Raw genomic sequence first — 17690 nt, 5'->3', positions numbered from 1 at the left:
CGGTGTCCGTTTTTGTGCGGAGCAGCATACCGTTCCGCTGGTCGATCTCGAGTGCGCCTGGCCGTGCGTTGCAGCGATGCGTGCGATCGCGGACGCACGAGGCGTGTCGGTCGCCCGGATCGCGCTCGCGTGGCTGCTCGGCAAGCCGCATGTCACGAGCGTCATCATCGGCGCCAAATGCGCCAAACGCGCCAACAGCTCGAAGACAATCTCGGCGCGGTCGACGTCGTCCTGACGGAGACCGAGCTTGCGCATCTCGATGCCGTGAGCGCGTTGCCTCCCGACTATCCCGGCTGGATGATCGATCGTCAGGCGGCGGGCGGGCTGCCGCGGCCTTTCGCGCGTGCCGTGTCGAAATAGGGCAGCCGACGTCGACCCGTGTCATGCCCGAAGGGATCGCCCGACGCGGAATGCCGCCCCGCACCGGGTATCCGCGCGTCGCGATCATCGCGGCAACCGCTAGAATTGCGGTTTTAGCCCGGAACACCGTCCATGTCTTTTGCCTCGCTAGGCCTGATCGATCCCTTGCTGCGTAATCTGCAGGGCCTCAATTACCAGACACCCACGCCGGTGCAGGCCAAGGCGATTCCCGCTGTGCTCAGCGGCAAGGACGTCATGGCTGCGGCACAGACCGGCACCGGCAAGACGGCGGGTTTCGCGCTGCCGCTGCTGCAACGGCTGGTTCAGCACGGGCCGGCGGTGTCCAGCAACCGCGCGCGCGTGCTGGTGCTGGTGCCCACGCGCGAACTGGCTGAACAGGTGCTCCAGAGTTTCGTCGAGTACGGCAAGGGCCTCGACTTGCGGTTTCTGGCCGCCTATGGCGGCGTGAGCATCAATCCGCAGATGATGAAGTTGCGCAAGGGCGTGGATGTGCTCGTCGCCACGCCGGGCCGTCTGCTGGACCTCAATCGCCAGAACGCCGTGCAATTCGATCAAGTCCAGACGCTGGTGCTGGATGAAGCCGACCGCATGCTGGATCTGGGCTTCGCACGCGAACTCAACGCCGTGTTCGCCGCGTTGCCAGTGCAGCGCCAGACGCTGCTGTTCTCCGCGACGTTTACCGACGACATCCGCGCGATGGCGGCGAGCATTCTGCGCAGTCCGGTCGATATCAGCGTCAGCCCGCCCAATGTAACCGCCAGCAAGATCAAGCAGTGGGTGGTGCCGGTGGACAAGCGGAACAAGCCTGACCTCTTCATGCATCTGGTGGCAGAGAACAACTGGGACCACGCGCTGGTGTTCGTCAAGACCCGCAATGGCGTGGATTACCTGGCGGCCATGCTGAACGATGCGGGTTATGCGGTCGACACCATTCACGGCGACAAGCCGCAACCTGCGCGCCTGCGGGCGCTCGAGCGCTTCAAGACGGGCGAGGTGCAGATGCTCGTCGCGACCGATGTGGCCGCGCGCGGGCTGGATATCGACGACCTGCCGCTCGTGATCAACGTCGATCTGCCGATCGTCGCGCAAGACTACGTGCACCGTATCGGCCGTACCGGTCGCGCGGGCGCGAGCGGCGTGGCGGTGTCGCTCGTGTGTGCCGATGAAGCACCGCAACTGGCGGCGATCGAAGCGCTGATCCGGCAGACACTGCGCCGTGAGGAAGAGCCGGGTTTCGAAGCCGAACACCGCGTGCCGGAAACCAGCGCGACGGGTCAGATCATCAAGAAACCCAAAAAGCCGAAGAAGCCCAAGGTGCCGCAAGCGGCGGCGGGTGCAATGCCGGCGGCCGGCAAGAAGCCGCGACCGACAGGTGGAGAAGGCAAGCGCAAGCCCGCGGGGCAGCGCGGCGCGGCTGCGGGCAAGGGGGCAAGCTTGTCGAGCGGTAGCCCGTTCAGCGTGCAAAAGCCGCGTGGCAAACCCGCCGGCAAGACGGCGGCGGGCTCGCGGAAGCCGGCTGGCAAGCCCGTGGGTGGACGCGGTACGCGCTGATGCTGACGGTGGGGGCGGGCCATGCTGGCCGCTGTTCTACTTGTCGCCGTCTCGTGGGTTGCCCCAAAACAAGACGACGATTACACAGAACAACAACGCGCCCACCAAAACAAAATTCATGCTGCACCTTGCCTGAAGTGGACGGAATGGTCCGATCTCGGGCGGCCCGTTTGATGAAAGCCAAGTGGTCCGCCTTGAGTTAACGGGTAATGTCGCGGTTGGTCTACGTCAAGCAGCGTAGTTTTTTGATGTACGTCAAACAAGTTCGTGAGCCGGGCGCCCCGTTCGAAGGCATATCCTTTGGAGGCTGCGCCGGTGTCGTCTTCGCGCTTCGGCATCTTGCAGTAGTACGGGGTGTCATGCTCCATCCGGAGCGCCGGTCTCAGAGAATGGCAAGGAGCCGCAGCTGATGCTCGGTCTCGGTTCCTGTTATCAGTGTGTAGAACCGTGCCTCCCGGCGTTCGAGCACTGAAAGATTCTGTGCGTCGGAAAACATGTTCCATTCGTCACCGTCGATACGCTCGAGTTTTCCACGAGTCCGTGCAAAAGCAAGCAACAACCGACTTGCTTCGCGTCGGATAACGATGCGTTCCATATTCAACACATAGGGGCGCCAGCCGCCCAGAAGAACGACGTAGTGAGGTATAGCGCTTTGGTTGATTGTCATCGCCGGCGTTGCCTTTTTCTCGAGATGGCGTCAGCTGATCGGAGCCCGTCGGCCAAGTGCTTCGCGTTCGCGCGTTGACATGCCCGTCTTCAACCGAACTGTGAAGTCAGCCATCCTTCCGCCCATTTGGTTGCGTACGCAACTGCATCACCGCGCCGCTCGAAAGCAGCCAGATCCCCGCTAGCGTGCACCTCTCGCTCCGCTCCGTCCACAAGTATCGTCGTAATCCGCACGTGTGCGACGTACTGCCGATCGGCCCTGCGTGGTGTCGGATCGATTCGGAATCGAGTCGAATTGAAGAGCATAAGTCCCCCCACATTCATGGTTGTCGCGAATTGTGCTGTCGACGGCACAGCGCGAAAGAGGGGCAGCCCCAATGAAGTATCACCCGATTTTCGACCATCGAGCTTGCCATGAACGCTTCGTTTCGCTGGCTTGCTGCCGTTGCCCGGATGCTCGTCCTCATGCTATTGCGGTTACTGTCAGACGTGCTTCCGGAGGTATCGGATGCACGTCAGCCGCAGGCTCAACCGATTCGCGAGCGCGCCTCGCGGGCGGGCCGGCGAGTCGTCTTCCACGTGAGGAAGCCGTTCCGAGCGCGCGGAGTCGTCCATGGCGCGGCCGGACGGTAATGTTCGTCATGACCGGTCAGGCCGCTGCGGCTGGTGTACGCACATCCGAGCGATTGGAAGTTCGGCAGTAGCGCGTCACCCCGTCCTTCTTCCGATCGAAATCTGCGTCGCATTTCGTCAGCGTGAAAAAAGGAGGGACGTTGGCCGGCAGGCCGAACACCATGTTCCCCCTAGTACATTTTCCGAGGCGGTAACATGCGCTTCGCCCGCAGGCGCTGCCGTGAGACGGCGCTGGCCTTTTTTCGCTTGCGTTCCGTCGTGGGCTTTTCGTAGCTGGTTCGACTGCGCAACTCGCGAATCAAACCTATTTTCTCGATGCTGCGACGGAATCGCCGCAGTGCGACGTCGATCGGTTCGTTGACTTTCAATGTGATGGTCGTCACGGATGTCCTGTTTGTGCGTGTTCGAATGAAAAATTGACCGGTCGTGCGATGACGGCGCTTGGACTCGACTTCCGAATGTCCGGCGCCAATCGAAGGAGCACGTACCGCTACGTCCATGTGCGCGTTTGCCGACGACACAGCGCCGCACGCGAGATGCCGGCAAGCGAGATCGTGTCGGTCCGCGCGATCTCGTGCAGTCTGATCAATTCGAGCAGCGTGCGTCGGCGATCATTTCGTTATCCTGGTCGATGTCGATCGCATCGACATGGCGAGCTGCTTCAACCTGCGTTTGAGAGGAACGCGTGTGTTTCGCGATTGTCGTCGATGATGGTCTCGGCATAGCGCAGCGATGCGCGACGTGCGTCACCGGCGGTATCGAACGGCGCATTGTCGCGAAGCCTGAAAGTCTGGCTTTGCGTCATCGTGTCGGTGGCATCGCGAAGACAAATCCTGACTGCCGCATCGAAGCCGGCATCATGGTTGTGCGGGGCGCCACTCGTCGCCGGAACGTGCTGGTAAATCAGTGGATGAATTTCGAATCCACGGTAGAAATGGGTGCTCATGACATGCTCCTGACGTTCGGCCACAGCGAATGGCGCGGCCGAACTTGTCCGGCCGATCGCCGTCCATCGTAGGGCGGGCCGACGGGTTGAAGAGGGTAACGTTGCAGCGCGGAGGCGGGGCGGTGCAGCTAGCGGGAAGCGGTGGAGGGGGAGCGCTCGGAGGGCGGGTGATCGCTCGGATGAACCCATCATACGCGCATCGTTTGTCGGGCGTTCAACTTATTCCGTATTGCATCCAACAGCGCACGAGGGTGATGCCACACAGCGTGTGATGTCGGGCTGCGAAGCCGGCTTCGCTTCACGCCGAAACCACATTTCACGTCCGCACCGGCTGCTTGTGCAGCGGCGATCTCGATTGCTATCGCGGAGACGTCGTGCGCTTCTTTTGATGCGATTTCGCGACTGAAGACGGTTTGGGGGGCACCCAGTTCAACGCCGTGCCGAGCTTCGGCAACATCGGTGGTTGTTTGCCGCGTGGAGGCGCCTTGCGCGACCTGATGAGCATGGTTTGTCCGATCGCGTCTGAACACGCGCATTGTGACGGGCATAAGGTTGCACGCAGATCCAATGTCTCGATGCGAAACGGATGGCCCGGTCGGGCCTGCATCGAAACGTGTCGTGTTCGCGACGGAGGTGCGTGATGCAACGGAGCGGCGACAGTGACGCGCCGCTCCGTGAGCGAGGCTGCGAGGGCTTAGGAAGGTTACAGCGGGGTGATGTTCGCTGCTTGCAGGCCTTTGGGGCCGGTCTTGGCCTCGTAGCTGACCTTCTGCCCTTCGGCAAGACTCTTGAAACCATCGCCACGAATCTCGGAGAAGTGGGCGAACAGATCGTCACCACCACTGTCGGGCGTGATGAAGCCAAAACCCTTGCTATCGTTGAACCACTTGACGGTACCGGTATCCATGTTAGATCTCCTGAGAATGAACGAATGTATGCGCCGACGATGGGCGCCGAAAATAATCAAGGAGGGAAAGGACAACGAATACCGCGGGCCGCGGTCAATGATGGGCAGCAATCGCGCTTCTTGAATACTTCATCGCCGACAGTACGCGCCGTCAGGAAGGGTGTCAAGCGCTTTCGGTCGAGGGGAGGAACATGGCCCTTGTCCGTTTCTGGTTGATTTCGAGCCGGATTGAGCGTTGCCGGTCGAGTCGAGGCACAAGCGTGGCACAAATGTTTGTGAAGACGGGTGTGCCTAGAATGGAAGACGCCCGCGACCTGGATAGCGGAATCGTGATTTGCACCAACCACTGCGGCCGTTTTTGCTGCATCTTGCGGTGCGCCGCGCCAAGCGGGGCAACATCGTCTCGACCGTCGAACTGACTGGCTGGCGAAACAGTTACAAGTTACTTGTTGACCTGGGTGCGACCCGGCGGTTAGTGTGTCGTCCGAAGTTCAAGAAGTTCGATTGCTGTACATCAATTGCTCGCCTTCCAACGGTATCGTTGTCCTCTCCCTCCTTGATGCTTCGCGCCCTCTTTTGCAGGGCAGATCTTCGTATTTCTCTCTCAAGGATTATTCATGGATTCCGGTACGGTCGAGTGGTTCAACCGATAGCAACGGCTTTGGCTTCATCCCCCCCGACGAGGTCGGCGACGACCTGCACGTTCAGCCTCCCCAGGCTGGAGCGGCGGGCTTCAAGACTCTGGCTGGAAATCGGAAGGCGCGTTTCGGAGCGAAGCAAGACCGACAAGGTCTGCTAGCGCCGAACATCAAGCTTCCGTGAGGTCTGAAGCCCCGGCTTCCCGTGAGGGGCGCCGTGTCGCAGCACATGCTCGCGACGCTTTGCCCCTCCCCAGTTGGTATGAGCGCACCTGTTGCATCTCTGCTCGTTGCGCAGCGTGCCGAACGCCATACACCTCGTTGCACACGTCTACCTGGCTGCAACGCCTTTTTGTCACTTCCCGCTTGCTTTGGATCCGGCGCGAAGTGACTTTGAATCAGTGCGCCCGTGCACGTCTCGCACGGAACGCGCCAACTCGAACATCATTAAAACTAAAATGCACGACAAACAAGTTCAGCTATACTACGGCTATGCAGTTCAACCTTCGGCGCATCGTTTGCCCGATGGAACTTTTTCATCCAATCTGCTGCTCGATCGCACCGGTTGCGCGCGTACAGAAGGCCGCTACCAGTTCTACGCGCTCGATTACTTCGCGAGTGAAGAGCAGGCGCTTCTGCATTCGGCACGCTGGGCACGCAACTGGGTCGATACACGCGGTTGATCCCCGCATGAGAAACCGGTGCTGGTGAGAATCGTGTGGGCGGTTTGATGCGCGATCGAGCCGCTTGCTTTTCAGCGACCGATAGACCGCTACGCAGCGGTAACGGTCGAGCTGCCGGTCATCTCGATGTCATCCCGAGGATCGCGAAATCTCGGGCACGGATCGGGCGGCGCTGCCGTTCGTCGCGTTCGTCGACGAGCGCTTCTTCAGGCGACATTCGCTCGTGATCGTCATGTCGCGGGTGTGGCACGTTGGTGCCGCTGAGGCACCATCATCGAGGATGCTTCATTTCCTCGGATTCCACCGCGGCGATTCGTTCTTCGCTTGCGGAAACAGAGTCCATGGCTTCGTCGATCGATGCCAATGCATACTCGCAGGCCAGTTTCGTTTCTTCGACCGCAGGCTCTGGCTCCTCGTCCTCGCTGGGCGGAGGGGAAAGCATGTCTTCAAGCATCATCGCCAGTTCAGGGGTGTCCCATTCCTCGCCTCTTTGTTCCTTCTTCTTTATATAGTGACGGATTTCCGCGTCCTGATCCGGCGAGAGGGGAAGGTGTCGAAACGTGTTGCTCGGGTTGGCGTCGATCATGATATTGCTCCGAAGGTTCAGCGATGACGGTGACGGAACAGTTCGCTATTTGCCGCAGCGCGCATCCTGAATTCGCTCGAGGCGGGAAAAAAGCTCGTCAACCTGGAGCGTGAGGACCCTGTTTTGCCCGGATTGCGTGCGGAGTTTACCGAGCCTGACTCTCCAATACGCAGGATCACTTACAGACGATTTGTTGACGAACGCATGTTGTGCTTGCTCGAGCAGTCCGATCGCTCGTCTGATATGGACCAATTCGCGTTCCGCCTCGCAGTACCAGCTCATGTTTGCCGCCGTTGATGATGAATTGCATCTTGTTTTTCTGTCCCGCAGGATCTCTCGAGTTCACTCAAAAGGCGGTGCAGGAGCCGATTCCGGGCTGTGCGGCTGTCGCACGGCTCGACGGTGTGATGAGAGAGGAAAATGTGGTGCGCAAACAAGGGCACGACACAATCTGGAGCGGGCGAGCAGTCGATCTGCAAACGGGGCTCGGATGAATCCATCATACGCGCATCGCCGGTCGGGCAACCGCTTTATTTCGACTGCGACGAAGCACGCTTATCCGATGTCGCCGTTGCAGTCGGCGTGCGAATCTCGAGGGCGCGTGGGAGTAGCGCGAAAGCCGTCGAGCGACCATGCCGGAAGCGCGCGAGGAATCGAACATTGCGCCATATGACGTGATAACGATCTTCGAGAGGAGGCACGCAGAGGGCAAGCAATCGCGGATCCGGATCATGCGTGTGCCGGGTTCGATGGCGGATAGTCGGCGTCATGTGCGGGTAGCGATCCGCTGGCAGACCCGGTGATCGCGATACGCGCGAAGGCACCTTCGGTCGCGCCAGTTCGGAAAGAGCCGGGCCGTCCTGCGTTGCCCGTTCCCGTGTATAGTGGGCTTCCCCGTGTGGAGTGACCAACATGCCGACATATCCGTTTCTTCTCTACAAGGGGTACGAACTTCATCCTCTTGTCTTCCCCCGCACGTTCGATCGCTTTGACCGGCATTCCCGTTACGCCGAAGGGTATGACATTGCGGTGCGAATATGTCGTCCGGCCGCGATGGAAGGCTCACCTGCCAGCCGCGTTTTCAGGCTGAACCAGCCCGACACTTTCTCCGATTTTGGCGTGGCGAGGCGCGCCGCCCGGCAGCAGGGAAAGGACATCATCGACGGGAAAGTGAGCGGGGCTTCAGTCGTCGACTTGTGAAAGTGCGACGGCCATGCAAGGCGAGCCCTCTTCTGCGCATGTTCGCGAGCGCCCGGTGAGCCGTTATCGACGTGCTTCTTGAAGTGATTTTCGCGGACGATTGCCCGATCGCGTGACAGCAGTCGGGCGTCGTCAACGAAAGAACAGTTCCCGCATCCCGAAGGTGTGATGCGCTTCGGCCGCCATCAGCACCATGAGCACCAGCAGGCACAGCGGCGGTATCAGGATCGCGTACACCAGCGCCAGCCGCTCCCACATCATGTGCATGAAGATCGATACGATCAGCCCGGCCTTGGCGATCATCAGCACGACGATCAGCACCCATCGCAACAGGCCCTGCACGTGGAAGTAATCCACGAGATACGACAACGTGCTCAGGACGAACAGCAGGCCCCAGATCTTCAGATAGATGCCGATCGGGTGCTGCTGGCCGTGCGCGGCGTCGGGTCGATCGGCGGGATCGGTATGGTCCATGGCCTGCCTCACCACAAATAGAACAGCGCGAAGATGAACACCCACACCAGGTCGACGAAGTGCCAGTACAGGCCGGCGATCTCGACGATCTGGAAGTTGCCGTGCTCGGTGAACCCCGGCTGCAGGATCTTGCGCGCGATCAGCAGCAGGTAGACCACCCCGCAGGTCACGTGAAAGCCGTGGAATCCGGTGATCATGAAGAAGCACGCGCCGAACTGCGTGGCGCCCAGCGGGTTGCCCCACGGGCGAATCCCTTCATGGACGATCAGCTTGGTCCATTCGAAGGCCTGCATCGACACGAAGGTCACGCCGAGCAGCGCGGTCGCGAGCAACAGTGCGGCGGCGCGCCTCGCGTTGCGCCGGTAGCCGAAATTGACGGCCATCGCCATGGTGCCGCTGCTGGTGATCAGCGTGAACGTCATGATGGCGATCAGCAGCAACGGCACGTCGACGCCCGCCACGGTGAGCCCGAACACCTTGGACGTGTCGGGCCACGGCGCCGTGGTTGACATGCGCACCGTCATGTAGCCGATCAGGAAGCTGCTGAAGACGAAGGTGTCCGACAGCAGGAAGATCCACATCATCGCCTTGCCCCACGGCACCTTGAAGGCTTCGCGGTCGGCCGACCAATCCGTGACGATGCCGCGCCAGCCTTCCGGGCCGGCGTCGGCGGGCGGGGGGGCAGCGGATTTGGGCGGGAGCGTAGGCGAGGTCATGGCGCGGCTCCATATAGCGGCCCGCAGATGGCGGCGACAATCGCGGGGGTGAGCCACCACATCGCCGCCAGCAGCACGAGCCAGACCGCCAGCAGGAAATGCCAGTAGAGGGAGCACAGCGAAATGGCGCGTTGAGCCCGGAACGGGTCCACATGCCGGCGTTGCGCAATCGTCACGGCCCAGGCCGCCAGGCCGCCGAGCACGTGCAATCCGTGCAGGCCGGTGAGCAGGTAGAGGAAGCTGTTGGAAGGATTGGCGATGGCGGTCTGCCCGGCCGCCGACAGCATGCGCCACGCGATCAGTTGCCCGATCACGAACACGGCGGCCAGCACACCACCGCACACCAGCCACGCCATGCGGTGCACGGTCAACTGCCTGGCACGCTGCATGGCAACGCTTGCCAGCGCGAGCGCGCCGGTGTTCCACCACAGCAGCGCGGGATGCGGGATCGGCTGCCAGTCGGGCTCGCGCATGCGCATGCCGTAAGCGAGCAGCAGCAGTGAAAACAATGCCGTTGCCACGGCCATGAACACGATCAGGCCGATCCGGCTCGCATTCGGCACGACGGGCGGCGGCGTGTCGGGAACGAAGGTGCGCGGCAGCGTGGTCATTTGCGTGCCTCGCCGGGTTGAAGCGTCGGGCGGGCCGGTGCCGGTTCCGGTGCCGTCGCGGGCGGCTGGTTTTGCGGGACGAAGTCTTCCGTTTGTCCCGGCGGGCTGTATTCGTACGCCCAACGGTAGACGACGGGTTGCGCGGCGCCCCAGTTGCCGTGCGTCGGCGGCGTTTGCGGCGTCTGCCATTCCAGCGTGGTGGCCCGCCAGGGGTTGCCGTCGGCACGCTTGCCGCGCACGAGGCTCCATGCGAGGTTGTACAGGAACAGCAACTGCGCCACCGCCACGATCAGCGCGACGACGGTGATGAAGGTGTTGAGCGTCTGCGCCGAGTGCGGAATGAAGCTGTAACCCTCGTATGCGTAATACCGCCGAGGCATGCCGAGGATGCCGAGATAGTGCATCGGGAAGTAGATCGCGTAGGTGCCGACGAAGGTGGCCCAGAAGTGCGCGCGCCCGAGCGTGTCGTCGAGCATGCGGCCCGTCACCTTCGGATACCAGTGGTAGATGCCGCCGAACACCACCAGGATCGGCGACACGGCCATCACCATATGGAAGTGCGCCACCACGAAGTACGTGTTCGACAGCGGAATGTCCACGCTCACGTTGCCGAGATAGAGCCCGGTCAGCCCGCCCAGCACGAAGGTGCTGATGAAGCCGATGGCAAACAGCATCGGCACGGTCAGGTGGATATCGCCACGCCACAGCGTCAGGACCCAGTTGTAGACCTTGAGGGCGGTCGGGATGGCGATGATGAGCGTGGTGGTCGCGAAGAAGAAGCCGAAGTACGGATCCATGCCGGCGATGAACATGTGGTGCGCCCAGACCACGAAGCTCAGTGCGCCGATGATGACGATGGCCCACACCATCATCCGGTAGCCGAAGATGCTCTTGCGCGCATGGGTGCTGATGAGGTCCGACGCGATGCCGAAGGCCGGCAGCGCGACGATGTAGACCTCCGGATGCCCGAAGAACCAGAACAGGTGCTGGAACAGCAGCGGGCTGCCGCCGGCATGCTTGAGCGATTGCCCCATCGACACCACGGCCGGTATGAAGAAGCTGGTGCCGAGTGTTCGATCGAGCAGCATCATCACCGCCGACACGAAGAGCGCCGGAAACGCGAGCAGCGCCATGATGGTTGCGATGAAGATGCCCCACACCGTGAGCGGCATGCGCATGAGCGTCATGCCGCGGGTGCGGGCCTGCAGCGTGGTGGTCACGTAATTCAGGCCACCCATGGTTGCCGCGACGATGAAGATCGCGAGCGATACGAGCATCAGCACGATGCCCCATTCGACGCCCGGCGTGCCGGGCAGGATGGCCTGGGGCGGATACAGCGTCCAGCCCGCGCCGGTCGGTCCGCCCGGCACGAAGAAGCTCGCCACCAGCACCAGCACGGCCAGCAGGTAGACCCAGTAGCTGAGCATGTTTAGAAACGGGAAAACCATGTCGCGCGCGCCCAGCATCAGCGGGATCAGGTAGTTGCCGAAGCCGCCCAGGAACAACGCGGTCAGCAGGTAGATCACCATGATCATCCCGTGCATGGTGACGAACTGGTAGTAGTGGTTGGCGTCGATGAAGCTGAACTTGCCGGGAAAGCCGAGCTGCAATCGCATCAGGTCCGACAGGACGAGGCCGACCAGGCCGATGGCGATGGCCGTCAGCGAATACTGCACGGCGATGACCTTGTGGTCCTGGCTCCAGACATAGCGGGTCCAGAAGCTTTTCGGGACGTGATCGATGTGTGCGTAGGGCATTGCGTCTGCTCCGCTAGGGCTGGCGGTTGGCCGCGGTGCTGGCGGCCGGGCCGCCTTGCGATTCGATGTAGGTCACGAGCGCGGTCAGCTCCTGCTCGCTCAGGTCGAAATGCGGCATGATCGGTGCGTACCCCTTCACGACGCGGGCCGTCGGGTTGCGGATGAACGCGCGCAGATAGGCTTCGTCCACCTTCGCGGTGCTGCCGTCGGCCATCGTTTCGGTCTTGCCGTACAGGCCCTTCCAGGTCGGGCCCACGCGCGGACTCCCGTCCACGGTATGGCACGCGAAACAGCCCTTGGCTGCCGCGAGCGCCTTGCCCTGGTCGGCGAGCGCCTGGGCGCTGCCGGCTGCCGTGGCGGCAGCGGCCTGCACGCCGGCCTGCTGCCGCTGCGCGAAGGTGGTCTGCTGCGCCAGCCAGCGCGAGAACGATGCTTCGTCTTCCACCACCACCACGCCGCGCATGTTCGAGTGCCCGATGCCGCAGAGCTGCGCGCACAGGATGTCGTAACGTCCCGCCTTGGTCGGCGTGAACCAGAAGGTCGTCACCAAGCCGGGCACCATGTTCATGCGCGCACGGAACGGCGGCACGTAGAAGTCGTGCAGCACGTCGAGCGACCGTGTCAGAACCTGGATCGGTCGGTTCAGCGGGAGGTGGACCTCGGGCGTCTCGATCAGGTAGTTGTCGCGGCCGTTGGGGTCGGCGGGGTTCAGGCCGAACGGGTTGTCGTTGCTGACGTAGCGCACGTCCGTCGTGCCCAGCTTGCCGCCGGGGCCGGCGAAGCGGAAGCGCCATTGCCATTGCCGGCCGAGCACTTCCATCTGCAGCACGTTGCGTGGCGGCCGGACGTAGTCCGCATAGACGAAGAGACCGGGTGCCAGCAACGCCGCCACGCCGACGGCGGTCAGGCCGATCAGCCACCATTCCAGCCGACGGTTGTGCGGCTCATAGGCCGCGCGATGTCCGCCGCGGTGGCGGTAGCGCATCAGTGCGATCGCGATGAACAGGTTGATTGCGATGAAGAATGCGCCGGTGATGACGAGCGTGATCGTCAGCATGTCGTCCATGCGCACCCAGTTCGACGCGATCGGCGTGATCCACCAGGGACTGGCAAAGTGAAACCCCACCGCCAATACGATGATCACGATCAGTGCAATCGCAAGCGCCATGGGCCGCCTCGCCGCGCGTCACTCGCCGGAAGCCGCCAACCCGCGCTCCTGGCAACGTCGTGCCGCCTTGCCGGATTTCGTATTACATTTTGCCGGCAGTCCACCAAGACCGATTCGCCAAGCGTCGTCGGCGGCTCTAAAGAAAAGGTAGTCCGCGCCTTTGCATCGTGCAAGGCAGCGCAAGGGGAGCGGCACGCTCCCATACCCGCATACACGACAGACGGTGCCACCCGCCGCGACGACGACCAAAACGGCCGCCCTCGCATGGATTGTCGAGGCGGCCATCTCGCGCGGCGCGACGAAACGGCGTGTCAGTGCATCGCGTTCTGCTTGCGCCGTTCGAGCATGCCGTAGACAACGGCGGTCACCACACCGAACAGCAGGTTGGCCAACAACGGTCCGGATCCCCGCTCCGAGATGAACCACGGGAACACGGCGGTCATCACGTAGAAGTTCCATACGTACGCGACGATCCCGAAAGCCAGGCCGATGACGGCCTCCATGCCGACGCTCGAATCGAAGCGGAACGGGGCCATGATCGCGGCGAGGATCATCCCCATGATGGCGCCGAGCACATAGTGCAGCAGCAGCGCCATTCCCACGATGCTGAAGCTGAACACCGACATCTGTTCGAGCGCACCGCGGCCCATCACCATCGCCGCGATCTTGTGGGTCGGTTGCCACGGGCTTTCATCGAGCACCATGGTCGACCAGAAGAATTCGAGTACGATCACCAGCGCGCCACCCGCAAGACCGGCTACGGCAGCGGCGAGCCAGTCCGGCATGCGCCGTTGCCAATGGTGTGATTGAATGTGCAGTTCCATAGAACCTCCTTGCTGAAGGATCAACCTCAGCACTCAGGCAGGCCGGTTTTCGGGTGTCAGGGGAAAACCGGTGACGTAGGTTCGCCGCCCTCCAGATCCGCATTCGGAAAATGTCGGGCGATCATCTGCTCGATTTCCTGCTCTCGCAATGCCGGCACGTCGGCCATGATCAGGATCTGGCCTTCCTTGATCGCTTCACGAAATCGCTCGAGTCGCGCGTTCGGCTCGGCGATGCCGATCATCCCGGCCGTCCACGCGCCGAAGCCCGCTCCCACCATCGTCAATGCGACGACGGCGCCGCCCGCGATCACGAGCTCTGCAGGGGGGTATACGAGTGCGACGAGACCGATGAGCGCGCCTGTCGCGCCGCCGAGTGCGACACCACGCTCGAGCGCATGCACGACATCGCTGCTTTGCAGCAAAGACGCTTCGGGTAACTCATCAAGCGTGACACTGTGATCGGCGAGGACGTGGATATGGCGCCAGATGATGCGCGCGCGGAGCAAGTCATCCACGACCGCCTTTGCCATCTGCGTGTCGGGGACGAGGAAATAGAGGCGCCTCATGTCGGCCCCCTTTTTCAGTCTGGAGTACGTTCTATTTTATGTCAGCATCGGTAGCGTAGTACCCGTGCGCGCGTACGTGATTACACGGGATCCCGCTTCAGTGCAGCCGGTCATCGCGCGAGTGCGCTGTAAATGGGGCGAACAGTGCATCAGCGGAAATTCATACGAAACCATTGCTTCGATCTGACGATGAAGGGCACACTCCGCTCAGCGCGGAAAGGCCCGGTCAGACTGCACCGGTGGTGTGCAACGTGTGAATCTTTTCATCGGCATAGCCGAGTTCGCGCAGCACGGCATCGGTATGCTGGCCGAGTGCCGGCACCGGATCCATGCGTGGCTCGTCGCCCGCGCCGCCCGCGATGGCCTCACCGCGATCGCCTGCCGGCACAACGGCGGCGGGACACCGCGCAGCGTGATGAATGCCCGCGCCGGCAGCCGTTGGCGACATACCGTGCCGCGCCGGATCCCGTCGATGACGACGTTCAGCCGCGTGAGCGACGTGTCGAGTACGAGGTGGCGCGGGGGCCGACTGGCAGCACCGATCTGGCGCGCCGGCATCGTGAGGATGACTTCACGTGCGCATCGATCAGGCACGCGGTGCGACCGACGCACCGACGATGCCATGCCGCCGCAGCGAATCCGCGACGAAGCCCGACGCCTTCATCTCCTCGACGAACGTGCCGAGCAACGCGGCGGCTGCTTCGCCGCGGCTCTTCGGCACGCCCATCGCCTGGCGGATCACCATGAAGCGCTCGTCGAGCAGGCGCAGGCCCGTCGTCTTCGCCGCGTCGGCCTCGAGCTGCTGCTTCACGCCCGCCGCGACTTCGAGCTGCTGCTCGACGAACGTCGACACGACGGCCTGCGATGTCGGCGCGCGCACGATCTGCGCGGCTTTCAGTTCGCGCGTGAGGAACAGGTCGTACGCGCTGCCCTTGCCGACGGCCACGCGGTTGTGCGGCTGGTCGACGTCCGCGTTGCCGCGGATCGGCGAATCGTCGCGCACCAGATAGAAGCCTTCGATCAGCACGTACGGTGCGGTGAACGCGACCGTTTCGCCGCGCAGCGGATCGACCGCGAAGAAGCCGAAATCGGCGCGTTCTTCGGTCAGCGCCTGCACCGACTTGCCGGCAGCATCGAACACGACGAGTTCGAGCTCGGCCGACAGCCGCTCGGCAAACGCACGCGCGAGGTCGATCGATACGCCGAACGGCTCGCCCGTGGCTGGGTCGCGGTTCGCGAGGATCGGATTGCCGAGATTGATCGACGCGCGCAGCTTGCCGGTCGGCGCGAATGCGGAAAGGACGGAAGGGTCGACGGTCATGAAAGGGCTCGTAAGGAATCGGATGTGCCGGAACGACGAACGGTCAGCGCGCCGAGGCAGCATCATCCGTGACGGATCGGTTGGCTCGTTGCTTCGTCTCGACTACTTCACCGCGACTTCCGTATGCACGACTTGCGGCGGGCTCTTGAAGAACGGCCCGGCCAGCTGACGCCACGCCTGAAAGTCGTCCGATTGCCGGAAACGCACCATGTGATCGTCGACGGTGTCCCATTTGACGACGAGCAGGTAGCCGCCGCTGCGCTCGATCACGCGGTGCAGCTCGGCGCCGCCGCAGCCGTGCGCGCGGGCGAACAGCGGGAGTGCCTGGCGAACCGCCGCTTCGAATTGCTCGGCCTGCGACGGATCGATTTCGAGCGATGCCATTTCCAGAATCATGAATGCTCCATGCGGGGGGAATGATGCGACAGGGCGCGCCATGATCGACGCGTCCCGCAACGATACCGGAAGTCCGCGTCACGTGTTCCGGATGACCGGCTCGCGCGCGGCCGACCGTGCGACGGGCGCCGCTGATCGACTTATGCAAGTCAGCGTTTTCCCCAATATGGAATACGCGGCACGAGCCGATGTCACAGAGGTGGTGAAGATAAACAATCCGAGGACAGCCATGACGACATCCGCGATAAACGGACCGAATGATGCACCGCCCGAAACGATCGTCGCAACCGCATCCGACACCCCCGCCGCCGCCCCGTCGATCCTGTTGGTCGACGACGAGCCGAGCGTGCTGTCCGCGCTCAAGCGCGTGTTGCGGCCCGCGCGCTACGACATCCTGACCGCCGAAAGCGGCGAGGCCGCGCTCGACGTCCTGGCGTCGACCGAAGTCGACCTGATCGTGTCGGACATGCGCATGCCGAACCTGAGCGGCGCGGCGTTTCTTGCCCGCGCTCGCGCGCTGTACCCGGACACGATGCGCATCCTGCTGACCGGCTATTCCGACATCGCGTCGATCGTGGAGGCCGTCAACGAAGGCGGCGTGTATCGCTACCTGAACAAGCCGTGGGACGATCATGACCTGCTGATGACCATCGAGCAGGCGCTCGAACAGCGGCGCCTTCGTGGCGAGGCCGCGCGGCTGGCCGCGCTGACCGAAGCGCAGAACGAAACGCTGCGCCGCTTCAATACGGAACTCGAAACACAGGTTCGCGCGCGCACCGAGGAGCTCGGGCAAACCGTGATGTTTCTCGAAGCGGCGCAGCACGACCTGAAAAGCAGTTTCACCGCGATGGTGCAGGTCTGCGCGAGCATGATCGAGCTGCGCTGCGGGTCGGCGAGCGGGCATGCGATGCACGTCGGCGAGATCGCGCGCCGTCTCGCGCTGTCGGCGGGGATGAGCAGCCTGCACGCGCAGGACGTGTATTTCGCGGGACTGCTGCACGGCATCGGCAAGCTGTCGCTGCCCGACGAGCTGTTGCACAAGCCGCTCGTGAAGATGACGACGGACGAACACAGCCTGTTCCAGCAGCACCCGCTGCGTGCGCAGATGGTGCTCACGCCGGTTGCGCAATTGCACAAGGTCGCGTCGATCGTGCTGCACCAGTACGAGCGATTCAATGGACGCGGCACGCCGGACGGGCTCGCGGGCGACGCGATTCCGCTCGGCTCGCGGATCGTCGCGATCGCGCGCGATTTCGAAGGGTTGCGCAACGGCGAGATCGGTTCGCCGCATTCGGTCGAGCAGGCGATCGACGTGCTGCACTCCCAGGCCGGCGTGCGTTACGACCCGCTGCTCGTCGCGCGCTTCATCGAACTGATGCGGGATCCGGCAAGCCTGCGCATCGCGGCGTCCGTCGCGGAGATCCGGTCCGGGCAACTGCGCGAGGGGATGCAGCTCGCCGACGATCTGCGCACGCATCGCGGGGTGCTGTTGATGACGAAGGGCAGCGTGATGTCGGCGCACCAGATCGAGCTCGTGCGCCGTTTCGAGGCACGCGAAGGCACGACGTTCGACATTCTCGTGATGACCGGCGCCGCCGCGTCGACGCAGGCGCCGGCCGGCACGTCGCCTGCCTGACGTTGCGCAGGACGGCCGGGCCGTGGCGCG

Annotated in this window: 19 protein-coding genes and 2 pseudogenes; 5 read left to right on the top strand and 16 right to left on the bottom strand. The window is 62.9% G+C overall.

Translation table 11 applies throughout. The annotated features are described in order from the left end of the window. Positions 1–34: 34 nt before the first annotated feature. Positions 35–360: pseudogene (locus WS75_RS31665) on the top strand (aldo/keto reductase); the annotation flags it as partial. A 132-nt stretch (positions 361–492) separates the two neighbouring features. Next, positions 493–1932, top strand: coding sequence for a DEAD/DEAH box helicase (locus WS75_RS07730; RefSeq protein WP_059679950.1), 1440 nt, complete (start codon positions 493–495; stop codon positions 1930–1932). Between the two features lie 382 nt (positions 1933–2314). Here the strand turns inward: WS75_RS07730 and WS75_RS07725 are convergent, their stop codons facing one another. The 5 genes from WS75_RS07725 to WS75_RS07710 form a co-directional block, all read right to left on the bottom strand. Further along, positions 2315–2599 (bottom strand): hypothetical protein, encoded by a 285-nt coding sequence (locus WS75_RS07725; protein ID WP_059679949.1) that lies wholly within the window; start codon positions 2597–2599, stop codon positions 2315–2317. An 89-nt stretch (positions 2600–2688) separates the two neighbouring features. Next, positions 2689–2904, bottom strand: coding sequence for a hypothetical protein (locus tag WS75_RS34480; RefSeq protein ID WP_082729528.1), 216 nt, complete (start codon positions 2902–2904; stop codon positions 2689–2691). Between the two features lie 497 nt (positions 2905–3401). After that, positions 3402–3614 (bottom strand): 30S ribosomal protein S21, encoded by a 213-nt coding sequence (gene rpsU, locus WS75_RS31655; RefSeq protein WP_082729527.1) that lies wholly within the window; start codon positions 3612–3614, stop codon positions 3402–3404. A 278-nt stretch (positions 3615–3892) separates the two neighbouring features. Then, positions 3893–4177: a hypothetical protein gene (locus WS75_RS07715; protein ID WP_059599697.1), complete on the bottom strand. Its 285-nt coding sequence runs from the start codon at positions 4175–4177 to the stop codon at positions 3893–3895. Positions 4178–4880: 703 nt separating this feature from the next. Then, a complete protein-coding gene (locus WS75_RS07710) occupies positions 4881–5084 on the bottom strand; it encodes a cold-shock protein (protein ID WP_059599712.1) in 204 nt (67 codons plus the stop codon). Positions 5085–6180: 1096 nt separating this feature from the next. Here WS75_RS07710 and WS75_RS31645 point away from each other — a divergent pair. Beyond that, positions 6181–6405, top strand: coding sequence for a hypothetical protein (locus tag WS75_RS31645; RefSeq protein ID WP_082729526.1), 225 nt, complete (start codon positions 6181–6183; stop codon positions 6403–6405). A gap of 271 nt (positions 6406–6676) precedes the next feature. On the opposite strand, the gene WS75_RS07705 is transcribed toward WS75_RS31645, so the two are convergent. After that, positions 6677–6991 carry a hypothetical protein gene (locus WS75_RS07705; protein WP_059599695.1) on the bottom strand — a complete coding sequence of 105 codons (315 nt, stop codon included), beginning with the start codon at positions 6989–6991 and terminating at the stop codon, positions 6677–6679. A 912-nt stretch (positions 6992–7903) separates the two neighbouring features. On the opposite strand from WS75_RS07705, the gene WS75_RS07690 reads away from it, so the two are divergent. Continuing rightward, positions 7904–8191 (top strand): hypothetical protein, encoded by a 288-nt coding sequence (locus tag WS75_RS07690; RefSeq protein ID WP_059679945.1) that lies wholly within the window; start codon positions 7904–7906, stop codon positions 8189–8191. 132 nt (positions 8192–8323) lie between these two features. On the opposite strand, the gene WS75_RS07685 is transcribed toward WS75_RS07690, so the two are convergent. The 10 genes and pseudogenes from WS75_RS07685 to WS75_RS07645 form a co-directional block, all read right to left on the bottom strand. Beyond that, on the bottom strand, positions 8324–8665 hold the full coding sequence (locus WS75_RS07685; RefSeq protein ID WP_059679944.1) for a cytochrome C oxidase subunit IV family protein: 342 nt from the start codon (positions 8663–8665) through the stop codon (positions 8324–8326). Between the two features lie 8 nt (positions 8666–8673). Further along, on the bottom strand, positions 8674–9381 hold the full coding sequence (locus WS75_RS07680; protein ID WP_059679943.1) for a heme-copper oxidase subunit III family protein: 708 nt from the start codon (positions 9379–9381) through the stop codon (positions 8674–8676). Beyond that, positions 9378–9992: a cytochrome c oxidase subunit 3 gene (locus tag WS75_RS07675; protein WP_059679942.1), complete on the bottom strand. Its 615-nt coding sequence runs from the start codon at positions 9990–9992 to the stop codon at positions 9378–9380. Before WS75_RS07675 ends, WS75_RS07680 begins: the two co-directional genes overlap by 4 nt. After that, on the bottom strand, positions 9989–11749 hold the full coding sequence (gene ctaD, locus WS75_RS07670; RefSeq protein ID WP_059679941.1) for a cytochrome c oxidase subunit I: 1761 nt from the start codon (positions 11747–11749) through the stop codon (positions 9989–9991). Before ctaD ends, WS75_RS07675 begins: the two co-directional genes overlap by 4 nt. Before the next feature lie 13 nt (positions 11750–11762). Beyond that, the gene (locus WS75_RS07665) at positions 11763–12917 is read right to left on the bottom strand and encodes a c-type cytochrome (protein WP_059679940.1); all 1155 of its coding nucleotides are present in this window, start codon (positions 12915–12917) and stop codon (positions 11763–11765) included. Between the two features lie 311 nt (positions 12918–13228). After that, positions 13229–13741 (bottom strand): hypothetical protein, encoded by a 513-nt coding sequence (locus tag WS75_RS07660; protein ID WP_044846926.1) that lies wholly within the window; start codon positions 13739–13741, stop codon positions 13229–13231. Between the two features lie 56 nt (positions 13742–13797). Then, positions 13798–14307: a hypothetical protein gene (locus WS75_RS07655; protein WP_059679939.1), complete on the bottom strand. Its 510-nt coding sequence runs from the start codon at positions 14305–14307 to the stop codon at positions 13798–13800. 226 nt (positions 14308–14533) lie between these two features. Further along, positions 14534–14656, bottom strand: a pseudogene (locus WS75_RS35065) (CoA transferase); the annotation flags it as partial. A 237-nt stretch (positions 14657–14893) separates the two neighbouring features. Next, positions 14894–15628 (bottom strand): ABC transporter substrate-binding protein, encoded by a 735-nt coding sequence (locus WS75_RS07650; RefSeq protein ID WP_059679938.1) that lies wholly within the window; start codon positions 15626–15628, stop codon positions 14894–14896. A gap of 102 nt (positions 15629–15730) precedes the next feature. Then, positions 15731–16024, bottom strand: a complete 294-nt coding sequence (locus WS75_RS07645) for an antibiotic biosynthesis monooxygenase family protein (RefSeq protein ID WP_059679937.1) — start codon at positions 16022–16024, stop codon at positions 15731–15733. A gap of 229 nt (positions 16025–16253) precedes the next feature. Between WS75_RS07645 and WS75_RS07640 the strand changes: the two genes are divergently transcribed. Further along, entirely contained in the window at positions 16254–17660 is a 1407-nt protein-coding gene (locus WS75_RS07640; RefSeq protein ID WP_059679936.1) for an HD domain-containing phosphohydrolase, read from the top strand. Positions 17661–17690: the final 30 nt, after the last annotated feature.

The sequence above is a fragment of the Burkholderia sp. FL-7-2-10-S1-D7 genome, assembly GCF_001524185.1.
Taxonomy (GTDB): domain Bacteria; phylum Pseudomonadota; class Gammaproteobacteria; order Burkholderiales; family Burkholderiaceae; genus Burkholderia; species Burkholderia diffusa.
The sequence above is the reverse complement of the archived record's forward strand: the minus strand, read 5'-3'. Positions and strand labels throughout refer to the sequence as shown.

Coding starts and splice junctions, on each gene's coding strand:
- WS75_RS07730 (WP_059679950.1), top strand. CDS start 493: ATGTCTTTTGCCTCGCTAGGCCTGATCGATCCCTTGCTGCGTAATCTG.
- WS75_RS07725 (WP_059679949.1), bottom strand. CDS start 2,599: ATGACAATCAACCAAAGCGCTATACCTCACTACGTCGTTCTTCTGGGC.
- WS75_RS34480 (WP_082729528.1), bottom strand. CDS start 2,904: ATGCTCTTCAATTCGACTCGATTCCGAATCGATCCGACACCACGCAGG.
- WS75_RS07715 (WP_059599697.1), bottom strand. CDS start 4,177: ATGAGCACCCATTTCTACCGTGGATTCGAAATTCATCCACTGATTTAC.
- WS75_RS07710 (WP_059599712.1), bottom strand. CDS start 5,084: ATGGATACCGGTACCGTCAAGTGGTTCAACGATAGCAAGGGTTTTGGC.
- WS75_RS31645 (WP_082729526.1), top strand. CDS start 6,181: ATGCACGACAAACAAGTTCAGCTATACTACGGCTATGCAGTTCAACCT.
- WS75_RS07705 (WP_059599695.1), bottom strand. CDS start 6,991: ATGATCGACGCCAACCCGAGCAACACGTTTCGACACCTTCCCCTCTCG.
- WS75_RS07690 (WP_059679945.1), top strand. CDS start 7,904: ATGCCGACATATCCGTTTCTTCTCTACAAGGGGTACGAACTTCATCCT.
- WS75_RS07685 (WP_059679944.1), bottom strand. CDS start 8,665: ATGGACCATACCGATCCCGCCGATCGACCCGACGCCGCGCACGGCCAG.
- WS75_RS07680 (WP_059679943.1), bottom strand. CDS start 9,381: ATGACCTCGCCTACGCTCCCGCCCAAATCCGCTGCCCCCCCGCCCGCC.
- WS75_RS07675 (WP_059679942.1), bottom strand. CDS start 9,992: ATGACCACGCTGCCGCGCACCTTCGTTCCCGACACGCCGCCGCCCGTC.
- ctaD (WP_059679941.1), bottom strand. CDS start 11,749: ATGCCCTACGCACACATCGATCACGTCCCGAAAAGCTTCTGGACCCGC.
- WS75_RS07665 (WP_059679940.1), bottom strand. CDS start 12,917: ATGGCGCTTGCGATTGCACTGATCGTGATCATCGTATTGGCGGTGGGG.
- WS75_RS07660 (WP_044846926.1), bottom strand. CDS start 13,741: ATGGAACTGCACATTCAATCACACCATTGGCAACGGCGCATGCCGGAC.
- WS75_RS07655 (WP_059679939.1), bottom strand. CDS start 14,307: ATGAGGCGCCTCTATTTCCTCGTCCCCGACACGCAGATGGCAAAGGCG.
- WS75_RS07650 (WP_059679938.1), bottom strand. CDS start 15,628: ATGACCGTCGACCCTTCCGTCCTTTCCGCATTCGCGCCGACCGGCAAG.
- WS75_RS07645 (WP_059679937.1), bottom strand. CDS start 16,024: ATGATTCTGGAAATGGCATCGCTCGAAATCGATCCGTCGCAGGCCGAG.
- WS75_RS07640 (WP_059679936.1), top strand. CDS start 16,254: ATGACGACATCCGCGATAAACGGACCGAATGATGCACCGCCCGAAACG.